This is a genomic window from Nocardia sputi, from assembly GCF_023501985.1.
In genome coordinates this window covers 1-11,314 of record NZ_JAMFLC010000037.1, presented here as the reverse complement: position 1 = coordinate 11,314, position 11,314 = coordinate 1, and the positions used below count along the sequence as shown (strand labels likewise).

Genomic DNA, 11,314 nt, shown 5'->3' with positions numbered 1-11,314 from the left:
CGGCGTGCGCGGGGTCGGGTCGGCGCGCGCGGCCGGGCGCCGCGCCAGTGATCGGTTCGGCGCGCTCGAATGGCGCCGAATTCGCTTGTGGGGATTGCTGGGCGTGTGCGTTCTTACGGTGGTCTGTGCCCTCGCCTGGTTCACCCCGGTGCTCTCGGTGCGCATCGTGCGGATCGAGGGGGCGGTGGCAGTACCCGAACAACAGGTGCGAGATGTGCTCGAAATCCCGTCCGGGCGCTCGATGCTGCGAATCGACACCAGCGCGATCGCCCGGCGGGTGGCGGGCATTCCGAAGGTGCGCACCGCACGGGTGCAGCGCGTATTTCCGTCCACGGTTCGGGTGACGGTCGTCGAGCGCGTTCCGGTGTTGTTCTACGACAGCCCGCAAGGCGCGCATCTGCTGGATGCCGAGGGCGTGGAATTCGCGGTGGAGACCGCGCCTATCGGCGTGCCGAAGTTGATCACCGATCATCCCGGCGGCGCCGATCCGCTGACCGCGGCGGCGGTCTCCATACTCGCCATCGTGCCTGCTGCGCTGGCGGTTCTCGTGGAGGAGGTTGCCGCACGGTCCATTTCGGATATTTCGCTGAATCTCAAGGACGGTCGCACGGTACTCTGGGGCGGGACCAACGACGCCGAACGAAAGGCGGCGGTCGTGTTGCCGTTGTTGACACGCCCCGGAACGGTGTTCGATGTTTCGAGTCCCAATCTGGTCACGGTAAAGTGATCCACACCCATTGCGTCCAGGGAATTTTCGGCGGCCCGGAAGTGGTTCCGGCGCCGAGAAGAGGGCCGGGGGGCAACCGTTCACCATACGACGTGTGGAGCGGCGAGACGAGCGGGATCACGCAAGATTCTGGCTCTCGTTTCGGCGCGCCTGCGCGCGTATCGCGTCGGCTGCGAATAGCGTTCCGCACCAGTCGGATACTTGACATAACGCTAACCCTATGGTTGAGCTTTAGGGTTTGCCGAACCGCGGTTCGCTTCTTCGCAGCGACCCCACCCGCGGAACGGGCCCGAGCGGCGTGCCGAGAATCCGAAAACGACAGGCTTTAGATCGAAGGAAGGCGAGAGCCCATGACGCCCCCGCACAACTACCTTGCGGTGATCAAGGTCGTCGGTATCGGCGGCGGCGGTGTGAATGCCGTCAACCGGATGATCGAGCAGGGACTCAAAGGTGTCGAGTTCATCGCGGTCAACACCGACGCCCAGGCGCTGCTGATGAGCGACGCCGACGTCAAGCTCGACGTCGGCCGTGAACTGACCCGCGGTCTGGGAGCCGGCGCCGACCCCGAAGTCGGGCGCAAGGCCGCCGAGGACCACAAGGACGAGATCGAAGAGGTGCTCAAGGGCGCCGACATGGTCTTCGTCACCGCGGGTGAGGGCGGTGGCACCGGTACCGGTGGCGCCCCCGTCGTAGCGCAGATCGCGCGCAAGCTCGGCGCGCTCACCATCGGCGTGGTCACCCGTCCGTTCTCCTTCGAGGGCAAGCGGCGCGGGAACCAGGCCGAGGTCGGCATCAACCTGCTGCGCGAGTCCTGCGACACGCTGATCGTCATCCCGAACGACCGGCTGCTGCAGCTCGGCGACGCCGCGGTGAGCCTGATGGACGCGTTCCGTTCCGCCGACGAGGTGCTGCTCAACGGTGTGCAGGGCATCACCGACCTGATCACCACCCCCGGCCTGATCAACGTCGACTTCGCCGACGTCAAGAGCGTGATGTCCGGGGCGGGCAGCGCGCTGATGGGTATCGGTTCGGCGCGCGGCGAGGGCCGCTCGGTGAAAGCGGCCGAGTCCGCCATCAATTCGCCGCTGCTGGAAGCGTCCATGGACGGTGCGCACGGCGTGCTGCTGTCGATCGCGGGCGGGTCCGACCTGGGCTTGTTCGAGATCAACGAGGCGGCGTCGCTCGTGCAGGAAGCCGCGCACATCGAGGCCAACATCATCTTCGGCACCGTGATCGATGACTCGCTCGGGGACGAGGTGCGGGTCACCGTGATCGCGGCTGGCTTCGACGGCGGCGGGCCTGCCCGGCGCACTTTCGAGAACTCGGGCCGCAGCACCATCGGCACCGCGCGCTCGGGCGAGATCGGGCAGAGCCGCGCCAGTGAGATCGCCGCGCGTAGCAGCGACAGCACGCCGAGCACGTCCACCGCGGGTACGGCCGGCCGCGGCGCGATTCCGAGCTACCGCGACACCGAACGAGCACGCACGCTGGCCGAGCCGACGGTCACGACCAACTCACGGTCCCACATCACGCCGCCGGACGCCGGCGACGATGACGACGACGTGGACGTGCCCTCGTTCATGCGGAGGGGCTGAGCGCAGGAGTACGGTTCCGGCGCGGGCCGGGACCGAGCTGGAACAGCGATCCCGGCCCGCGCCGGGATGCGCGGGCGGGACACGGGGAGCGGTGTCCCGAAGTGTGACGACCGACAAGCTATTTCGGGGGAGCGCAGGCGCGCGAAGCGGCCGAGCGCGATCGGCCGGGTGAAAATCCGGCCTCTACCTGGGGATTTCGACGGCCTTCACCGAGCGCCACTAGGCTCGGGGCCATGACTATCGCGCCGACCATCACTGTCCGACGGGTCACCACGACCAGGTCCGGAGGCTTCTCGGCGCCGCCCTACGACTCGTTCAATCTCGGCGACCACGTCGGCGACGATCCGGCGGCGGTGCGGCGCAACCGCGATCGGCTGGCCGAGGGAATCGGCCTGACGCCCGAGCGCATGGTCTGGATGGAACAGATCCACGGCCGCAACGTGGAGATCGTCGACGGCCCGCGCGCCGAGCCGGTCCCCGTCACCGACGCCCTCGTCACCACCGTGCCCGGGCTCGCGCTGGTCGCGCTCAGCGCCGACTGCGTGCCCATCCTCCTATCCGACGACACGGCGGGCGTGATCGCCGCCGTGCACGCCGGGCGGGTCGGCGCACGCATCGGCATCGTGCCGCGTGTGCTGGAGGCGATGGTGTCGGTCGGCGCACGCCTGGAGCGGGTCGGGGCCTTGCTCGGGCCCGCCGCGTCCGGTCGCCGGTACGAGGTTCCGGCCGCGATGCGCGACGACGTGGAGGCGCATCTGCCCGGCAGCGCGACCACCACCGTCCGCGGCACCCCTGGCCTGGACCTGCGAGCGGGCATCTCCCGGCAGCTCACCGAGGCCGGCGTCGCCGCGATCGCGGTCGACCCGCGCTGCACCATCGAGGATCAGACCCTGTTCAGCCATCGTCGCGGCGCGCCGACCGGCCGGATCGGCAGCGTGATCTGGATGGAGGCTTCCGCATGAGCGCGCGAAGCGCCGTCCGCGCGATGCCGGGCGCCGGCGGGGTGCGGGCATGAGCGCCGAGGCGGAGACCGCGGTGGACGAGGCGCTCGCGGCGCGGACCGCCGAGCTGTCGGACAACCTGGCGGGTCTGCTCGCCCGCATCGATGCGGCATGTCACGCGGCGGGCCGGTCGCCGGAGTCGGTGCGGCTGCTGCCGGTGACGAAGTTCTTCCCCGCCTCGGATGTGGCGATTCTGCATCGGCTCGGCAGGCGCGAGTTCGGCGAGTCGCGGGAGCAGGAGGCCGCCGCCAAGGTGGCGGCCCTGCGTGACGAAGACCTCTCCGGCATCCGCTGGCACATGATCGGGCGGTTGCAGCGGAACAAAGCACGCGCTGTCGCCCGCTGGGCGCACACCGTTCACTCGGTAGACAGCGAACGGCTGGCAACCGCTCTTGACGCGGGTGCGACAGCCGCGTTGGAGGCGGGGGATCGTACCGAACCGGTCCGCGTGTTGCTGCAGGTGAGCCTGGATGACGACCCCACCCGAGGGGGCGTTGCGGCGGGCGATCTCCCCGCCCTCGCCGGACGGATTGCGGAAGCTCCGGGATTACGTTTGTCGGGTCTGATGGCCATTCCGCCCTTGGGGGCGGAGTCTGATGCCGCATTTGCGCGACTTGCGATGTTGCACACTCTGTTGCTCGCCGATCATCCGGACGCTACGGAGCTTTCGGCGGGAATGTCGGGTGATCTCGAATCCGCGATCGAACACGGTTCGACGGTTGTGCGTGTCGGTACCGCCTTGATGGGTATACGACCGATAACCTCGGGCTAGCAAAGAAACCTCATCAGTCACATTCGACACATATGCTGGGAACTGAAGAGGGCTGAGCAAGACTTCAACACCCGGCCGCCACCGGGGCCGAAGGAAGGTCGACCAATGAGCACGCTGCACAAGTTCAAGGCGTACTTCGGCATGGTTCCGCTCGAGGATTACGAAGACGACTACGTCGACGATCGCGCCCCCCGAGGCGTGGACGAGCGAGGTGCTCGCCGGCCCCGGCCCCGTGACTACTCCGACCGCGACGGCTACGTCGATCGCTACGGCGAAGACCGGTACGGCGCAGGCCGTTTCGACGACGTCGACTACCCCGAGCCTGCCTACAAGTCGCCGTACAAGGCGGGTTACTCGGTGTCGCGGCGCGACGACTACGCCGACGAGCCCTACGGCGACGACCGCTACGACGCGCCCCGCCGTCCCACCCGGATCGACTCCGCCCCGTCGGGTCGGTTCCGGGCAGGTGGGAGCGCGCCGACGCTGCGTGGCGCCACCCGTGGCGCGCTCGCCGTCGACCCCGACGCGGAAGAGCGCAGGCTGGAGGAGCGCGTGCGTCCCGAGCCCGCCCCGGTGCGGCGGCCCGGGATCTTCGAGGACGGAGGCCCCTTGTCCAAGATCACGACGCTGCGCCCGCGCGACTACAGCGAGGCTCGCATCATCGGCGAACGTTTCCGCGAGGGCAATCCGGTGATCATGGACCTGGTGGATCTGAGCAACGCCGACGCCAAGCGGCTGGTCGACTTCGCCGCGGGCCTGGCCTTCGCGCTGCGCGGGTCGTTCGACAAGGTGGCGACGAAAGTGTTCCTGCTCTCACCGGCGGACGTCGACGTATCAGCGGAAGAACGCAGGCGCATCGCGGAAACCGGCTTCTACAACCAGAAATAAGGTCGTGATCTGGGGGGTGGAGCAGACCGGATGCAGGTTGTGCGGCGCGGGCATTTTGCGCGACGCGATTTTTACGGCAGAGTGAAGTCGTGGCCTTGTTCGCGGTGCTGTACTTCGTACTGTTCATCTTCTGGCTGTTGCTGATCAGCCGGGTGATCGTCGAGTTCATCCGTAGCTTTGCCCGAGACTGGCGTCCTACCGGTGTCGTGGTCGTCGTCCTGGAGGTGATCTTCACGATCACCGACCCTCCGGTGAAACTGCTGCGGCGGTTGATACCCCCCGTGTCACTGGGCGGAATTCGCCTGGATCTGTCGATAATGGTCCTGCTTTTCATCGTCTTCATCCTGATGTCGATCGTGGGCAGGCTCGGGCAACCGGTAGCTCCGGTGTGACAGAATGGGCCGTGTAGACAGCTTGCTAGATCTGCTAGATCTCCAAAAGACGCGTGAAGGGATCCTTCCATGCCGCTGACCCCAGCCGATGTGCACAACGTCGCGTTCAGCAAACCGCCGATCGGGAAGCGCGGCTACAACGAGGATGAAGTCGACGCGTTCCTGGATCTCGTGGAGCAGGAGCTCTCGCGTCTGATCGAGGAGAACGCCGATCTGCGCCAGCGGGTCGCCGAACTCGACGCGGAACTGGCCGATGCCAAGAAGAACCGCGGTCCGGCGATGGCGAACACCGTGAAAGCGCCGATTCAGCAGGTCCCGCCGCCCCAGCCGGAACCGATCAAGCCGCCGGTTCCCGCCGCGCCGCCCGCTCCGATGCCCGCCGCTCCGGTGGCCAAGGACGCTCCCGGCGCGGACGCGAACCTGCAGGCCGCCAAGGTGCTCAGCCTCGCCCAGGAGATGGCGGATCGGCTGACCAGCGACGCCAAGGCCGAGGCGGAGAGCTTGCTGTCGAATGCCCGGGCGAATTCCGAGCGACTGGTCGGAGACGCCAGGACGCGGTCGGAGGCCATGATCGCCGACGCCCGCCAGAAGTCGGACGCGATGCTGTCGGACGCGCAGACCCGCTCGGACAACCAGCTGCGCCAGGCCAAGGAGAAGGCCGACGCGCTGCAGGCCGACGCCGAGCGCAAGCACACCGAGATCATGGCGACCATCACTCAGCAGCGCAGCGTCCTGGAGAGCCGGATCGAGCAGCTCAAGACCTTCGAGCGCGAGTACCGCGTGCGGTTGAAGTCGTACCTGGAGTCGCAGCTCGAGGAGTTGGAGAACCGTGGCTCGGCGGTGCCGGTCGACGGTGGCGAAGCCTTCGCGGACGCCAACACGGCCAACAACCTCGCGCCGGCCTCTTTCGCCAAGGGCGGCAAGTAGCGCGCGGCGCCCCAGCACAGCAGTTCGCATACCGTTAGAGGAACTGTCGAGCCGCCCGGCATGCCTTGGGGGTCACCATGCTCGTCTTGACACTCGTCCTTGCCGCGATCGGCTTCGCCCTGCTCGTGGCCGCGCTCACCACCGGCTCGGTGATCTGGGCGTGGGGCTGCATCGTGGTGTGTGTCGTCGGTGCGATGCTCTTGCTGGTGAGTGCCTTGTCCATACGGAGTCCGGATGGTGATTCCCCGCCGCCTCCTGGTCGTCATGCCAAACGATGAAGGCGGCCGCACCGGCCCGGCGCCGACCTGCCTTACAAACTGAGTTGACCGCTGCGGCTAGAATCAAACATGAATACGGCGTCGATCCGGCTATCACCGGGGAGCCTTCGGAAGAACGGCGGCACGGCCTGCGGGGCGGCCGCTCAGTAGAACCGAACGGGTGAGCCCGTCACAGCTCGTGAATGAGAGGTCCGGTGTTCGTCACGCCGGACAAGCGGGGTGGTACCGCGGTTTCGGCGCACCGGGCGCCGTCATCGTCCCCGTGCCAACGAACACGGCACGAGGAGACGCATCCGCCATGGCGGACCACACTTCCAGCAACAGCGCATACCCGCGCGTCGACCTGAGCGTCGGCAACGGGGCGTCGTTCCCCGAGATGGAGCGCCGCGTGCTCGACGCGTGGGCGGCCGCCGACACCTTCCGCGCCAGCATCGAAAACCGTTCCGGCGCAGCGGAATTCGTCTTCTATGACGGGCCGCCCTTTGCCAACGGTCTGCCGCATTACGGACATTTGCTCACCGGATACGTCAAGGATCTCGTTCCGCGTTTCCAGACCATGCGCGGCAAGCGGGTCGATCGGCGATTCGGATGGGACTGCCACGGGTTGCCCGCGGAAATCGAAGCCGAAAAGCAGCTGGGTATAACGGACAAATCACAGATCGATGCGATGGGCCTCGCGGAATTCAACGCGGCCTGCAAAACATCGGTGCTGCGATACACCGGGGAATGGCGCGACTACGTGACCCGCCAGGCCCGCTGGGTCGACTTCGACAACGACTACAAGACGCTGGATACCGACTTCATGGAGTCGGTGATGTGGGCGTTCAAGTCGCTGTACGACAAAGGGCTGATCTATCAGGGTTTCCGGGTGCTGCCCTACAGCTGGTACGAGCAGACGCCGCTGTCGAATCAGGAAACCCGCCTCGACGACGCGTACAAGATGCGTCAGGATCCGGCGGTCACCGTCGATATGGCGCTGCGCGTGCCCGCGGAACACCCGCTGCACGAACTCGACGGCGCCAACGCGCTGATCTGGACCACGACACCGTGGACACTGCCGTCCAACCTGGCGATCGCCGTTCACCCCGACGTCCGCTATGTGCACCTGCGCGCGGCCGACGGCAAGCGCTATGTGCTCGCGGCCGAACGGGTCTCGCACTATGCGCGGGAGTTCGGCGAGGACGCGCAGGTGCTCGGCGAGTTCGACGGCGCCGCGCTGGCCGAGGTCTCCTACGCCCCGCCGTTCGACTTCTTCCTGGGCCACCCCAACGCCCACCGCGTGCTCACCGCCGATTATGTGACCACCGACTCCGGCACCGGCATCGTGCATCTCGCGCCCGCCTTCGGTGAGGAGGACATGGAGGTCGCCACGGCCCACGGCATCGAGCTGGTGCAGCCGCTGGATGCGGGCGGCAAGTTCACCTCGATGGTCCCGCCGTACGAGGGTCTGATGGTGTTCGACGCCAACCCGGTGATCATCAAGGACCTCAAGGCCGCGGGAAAGTTGTTGCGGCACGAGACCATCGAGCACTCGTACCCGCACAGCTGGCGCTCCGGGCAGCCGCTGATCTACATGGCCGTGCCGTCCTGGTTCGTCGCGGTCACGAAGTTCCGCGAGCGGATGGTCGAGCTGAACAAGCAGATCACCTGGGTGCCCGAGCACATCCGCGACGGCCAGTTCGGCAAGTGGCTCGAGGGCGCGCGCGACTGGAACATCAGCCGCAACCGCTATTGGGGCAGCCCGATCCCGGTGTGGGTGTCCGACGATCCGGCCTATCCGCGCGTGGACGTGTACGGCTCGCTGGACGAGCTCGAGCGCGACTTCGGCGTGCGCCCTGCCGATCTGCACCGCCCGATGATCGATGAGCTGACCCGGCCGAATCCCGACGACCCGACCGGCGGGTCGACCATGCGCCGGGTGCCCGAAGTGCTGGACTGCTGGTTCGAGTCCGGCTCGATGCCGTATGCCCAGGTGCACTACCCGTTCGAGAACAAGGAGTGGTTCGACAGCCATTTCCCGGGCGATTTCATCGTCGAGTACAACGGGCAGACCCGCGGCTGGTTCTACACGCTGCACGTGCTGGCGACGGCGCTGTTCGATGCCCCGGCGTTCAAGACCGTGGCCGCGCACGGCATCGTGCTCGGCGACGACGGCCTGAAGATGAGCAAGTCGAAGGGCAACTACCCGGACGTCAACGAAGTGTTCGACCGGGACGGCTCGGACGCGATGCGCTGGTTCCTGATGAGTTCGCCGATCCTGCGCGGCGGCAATCTCATCGTCACCGAGCGCGGCATCCGCGAGGGTGTGAGTCACGCGCTGCGGCCGCTGTGGAACGCGTGGACCTTCCTGCAGCTGTACGCCTCGAAGCCGGGTGTGTGGCGGACCGACTCGCCGCACGTGCTCGACCGCTACATCCTGGCGAAGCTCGCGCGGACCAGGGACGTCATCACCGAGGCGCTGGAGGTCTACGACATCGCGGGCGCCTGCGAGGAACTGCGCTCGTTCGCCGACGCGCTGACCAACTGGTATGTGCGGCGGTCGCGGTCGCGGTTCTGGAGTGAGGACCGCGACGCGGTGGACACCCTGCACACGGTGCTCGAGGTGGTCACCCGGCTGGCGGCGCCGTTGCTGCCGCTGATCACCGAGGTGATCTGGCGCGGGCTGACCGGCGGCGAGTCGGTGCACCTGGCCGACTGGCCGAAGGAGGGGGAGCTGCCGGACGACCCGGAGTTGGTCGCCGCCATGGACGAGGTGCGCGTGGTGTGCTCGACGGTGCTGAGCCTGCGGAAGGCGCAGAACCTGCGGGTGCGGCTGCCGCTGGCGGAGGTCACCATCGCCGCGGCCGACGCCGAGCGGCTGGCGCCGTTCGCCGACATCGTCGCCGACGAGGTCAACGTCAAGAAGGTGGACCTGACCACCGACGTGGACGCGCACGGCCGGTTCGAGCTGGTGGTCAACGCCCGCGCCGCGGGTCCGCGCCTCGGCAAGGACGTGCAGACGGTGATCAAGGCGGTGAAGGCCGGGGAGTGGTCCGAGGACGCGGACGGCACCGTCCGAGCGGCCGGAATCGCCCTGCTGCCCGAGGAATACACCCAGCGCCTGGTCGCCGCCGAGCCCGAGTCGACCGCCGCGCTGCCCGCGAACGCGGGCCTGGTGGTGCTGAACTCGGTGGTCACCGAGGAACTGGAAGCCGAGGGCTGGGCGCGCGACCTCATCCGTGACCTCCAGGAGACCAGGAAGTCCTCCGGGCTGGACGTTTCCGACCGCATCACCGTGGTCCTGGACGTCCCCGCGGACCGGGCCGCCTGGGCCCAGGCCCACCGTGACCTGATCGCGGGCGAGATCCTCGCCACCACGCTGAGTTTCGGCGACGCGGGTCCGGCGGCCGCCGAGCTGGTGGGTGGCGTGCGCGCGCGGATCACCAAGGCCTGAGCGGCGGATACCCGAGAGCCGGGGCGGGACCGAAAGGTCGCGCCCCGGCTCTCGTTTCGCGCGGTCCTCGTGGCGACTGTTCCAGCCGGACACCGGCTTCGGTGATCCGCGCAGGCTGCGCCGGGAATGGCGCAACGTTCGCCGTCCAGTCGCACCGCCCAGGAGCCGGGTCGACGGTGCGGCATCAGACCGCACAGTGCAAGCACGTGGCGGGCACTTCGGCGGCGTGCATTCAAGTGATATAGATCACATGCTGGAAATTAGCTGATTCCCGACAATTCGCCGAAAACCCGGGCACAATCTGCGATGTCGCTGCAGTTGCCCAGATGATCGCTGGGGGCGGCAGTCTCTCTTTCTGGGTTGTCTTACTTGGAATTCGGCCGCGCCGGAAACACGTCCGGCGCGGGTGGCCGCGGTCCCGCATCGGTGACCGCTGCTGATGCCATGTATTAGCCAGGCTGCCGATCGGTGGCCAGTCAACCGCGCCCATGGAAGGGGCGAGTACGTGCCGAGAAAATCGTTGCACCGCATCGCACTCGGATTCTCGCTATCGATCATCGCAATCCTCTCGCCCGTCGGACCTGCCTGGGCCGATACGGGCAGCGCTTCCGGCAGCGGGCCGGGCAGCGCGTCGTCCGGTTCGGCCTCGGGCAGTGGCGACTCCGGCAGCGCCAGCGGCTCGGCCGCCCTGCCGGTGCCCAGTGTGTTCGGCCTCGGCGCACTGGCCGCGGCGACTACCCAGATCGGCAAGCCCTACGAATGGGGCGGGACCGGCCCCTCCAGCTGGGACTGCTCGGGCTTGGTGCAGTGGGCGTACCGACAGGTCGGCGTGAGCATTCCGCGGACCACCTGGCAGCAGGCGAAGGCGGGCACGCCGGTCCCGCGGGCCTCCCTTTCCCCCGGGGACATCGTCGTGCTGAACAGTGACGGCTCCCATGTCGGCATCTACGCCGGTTTGGGCCAGGTGCTCAACGCCTACGACTGGGGTGTGCCGGTCGGCTACACCCCGCTGGAACAATTCGACATCTACGCCATCCGGCGCTTCTGAGCACCGATCGAGGACCTGCGTCACGAATCGCGGCTTCTGCTTCTGCTGGGAGAAAACGGCCCCGACCAACAGGTGGCGGATTCGAGGGGTCGTCGCAACACTCGTTGTCGTGTTAGGCGGCGATTGGCTTAGCCAGACGCTCGGCTGGGGTATCCCAGTCGAGCGTTTTGCGTGGTCGGCCGTTGAGTTCGGCGGCGACGGTGTCGAGGTGTTCGCGGGTGTGCACGGACAGGTCGGTTCCCTTGGGGAAGTA

The 11,314-nt window shown here is 67.5% G+C and carries 10 protein-coding genes and 1 pseudogene; 10 read left to right on the top strand and 1 reads right to left on the bottom strand.

The annotated features are described in order from the left end of the window. Window positions 1–4: 4 nt before the first annotated feature. From M8859_RS33920 to M8859_RS33875, 10 genes are all read left to right on the top strand, one after another. Window positions 5–727: a cell division protein FtsQ/DivIB gene (locus M8859_RS33920; RefSeq protein WP_321210312.1), complete on the top strand. Its 723-nt coding sequence runs from the start codon at window positions 5–7 to the stop codon at window positions 725–727. A 350-nt stretch (window positions 728–1,077) separates the two neighbouring features. Then, entirely contained in the window at window positions 1,078–2,322 is a 1,245-nt protein-coding gene (gene ftsZ / locus M8859_RS33915; RefSeq protein WP_159929781.1) for a cell division protein FtsZ, read from the top strand. A 233-nt stretch (window positions 2,323–2,555) separates the two neighbouring features. After that, the gene (gene pgeF / locus M8859_RS33910; RefSeq protein WP_159929783.1) at window positions 2,556–3,284 is read left to right on the top strand and encodes a peptidoglycan editing factor PgeF; all 729 of its coding nucleotides are present in this window, start codon (window positions 2,556–2,558) and stop codon (window positions 3,282–3,284) included. A 49-nt stretch (window positions 3,285–3,333) separates the two neighbouring features. Continuing rightward, on the top strand, window positions 3,334–4,095 hold the full coding sequence (locus tag M8859_RS33905) for a YggS family pyridoxal phosphate-dependent enzyme (protein WP_195072216.1): 762 nt from the start codon (window positions 3,334–3,336) through the stop codon (window positions 4,093–4,095). 105 nt (window positions 4,096–4,200) lie between these two features. Then, window positions 4,201–4,983, top strand: coding sequence for a cell division protein SepF (locus tag M8859_RS33900; protein ID WP_159929787.1), 783 nt, complete (start codon window positions 4,201–4,203; stop codon window positions 4,981–4,983). An 89-nt stretch (window positions 4,984–5,072) separates the two neighbouring features. Beyond that, window positions 5,073–5,375 (top strand): YggT family protein, encoded by a 303-nt coding sequence (locus M8859_RS33895; RefSeq protein WP_039797136.1) that lies wholly within the window; start codon window positions 5,073–5,075, stop codon window positions 5,373–5,375. A 69-nt stretch (window positions 5,376–5,444) separates the two neighbouring features. Continuing rightward, window positions 5,445–6,302 (top strand): DivIVA-like cell division protein Wag31, encoded by an 858-nt coding sequence (wag31, locus tag M8859_RS33890; protein ID WP_195072217.1) that lies wholly within the window; start codon window positions 5,445–5,447, stop codon window positions 6,300–6,302. Window positions 6,303–6,379: 77 nt separating this feature from the next. Beyond that, window positions 6,380–6,580 carry a hypothetical protein gene (locus tag M8859_RS33885; RefSeq protein ID WP_159929791.1) on the top strand — a complete coding sequence of 67 codons (201 nt, stop codon included), beginning with the start codon at window positions 6,380–6,382 and terminating at the stop codon, window positions 6,578–6,580. A 298-nt stretch (window positions 6,581–6,878) separates the two neighbouring features. After that, window positions 6,879–10,013: an isoleucine--tRNA ligase gene (ileS, locus tag M8859_RS33880; RefSeq protein ID WP_195072218.1), complete on the top strand. Its 3,135-nt coding sequence runs from the start codon at window positions 6,879–6,881 to the stop codon at window positions 10,011–10,013. A 505-nt stretch (window positions 10,014–10,518) separates the two neighbouring features. Beyond that, entirely contained in the window at window positions 10,519–11,061 is a 543-nt protein-coding gene (locus tag M8859_RS33875; RefSeq protein ID WP_223517202.1) for an NlpC/P60 family protein, read from the top strand. 112 nt (window positions 11,062–11,173) lie between these two features. On the opposite strand, the pseudogene M8859_RS33870 reads toward M8859_RS33875, so the two are convergent. Further along, window positions 11,174–11,314 (bottom strand): annotated as a pseudogene (locus M8859_RS33870) (IS30 family transposase); the annotation flags it as partial.

Excerpts from the sequence above, each read along its gene's own strand:
- M8859_RS33900 (WP_159929787.1), top strand. The coding sequence starts at position 4,201 with ATGAGCACGCTGCACAAGTTCAAGGCGTACTTCGGCATGGTTCCGCTC.
- M8859_RS33885 (WP_159929791.1), top strand. The coding sequence starts at position 6,380 with ATGCTCGTCTTGACACTCGTCCTTGCCGCGATCGGCTTCGCCCTGCTC.
- wag31 (WP_195072217.1), top strand. The coding sequence starts at position 5,445 with ATGCCGCTGACCCCAGCCGATGTGCACAACGTCGCGTTCAGCAAACCG.
- pgeF (WP_159929783.1), top strand. The coding sequence starts at position 2,556 with ATGACTATCGCGCCGACCATCACTGTCCGACGGGTCACCACGACCAGG.
- ftsZ (WP_159929781.1), top strand. The coding sequence starts at position 1,078 with ATGACGCCCCCGCACAACTACCTTGCGGTGATCAAGGTCGTCGGTATC.
- M8859_RS33905 (WP_195072216.1), top strand. The coding sequence starts at position 3,334 with ATGAGCGCCGAGGCGGAGACCGCGGTGGACGAGGCGCTCGCGGCGCGG.
- ileS (WP_195072218.1), top strand. The coding sequence starts at position 6,879 with ATGGCGGACCACACTTCCAGCAACAGCGCATACCCGCGCGTCGACCTG.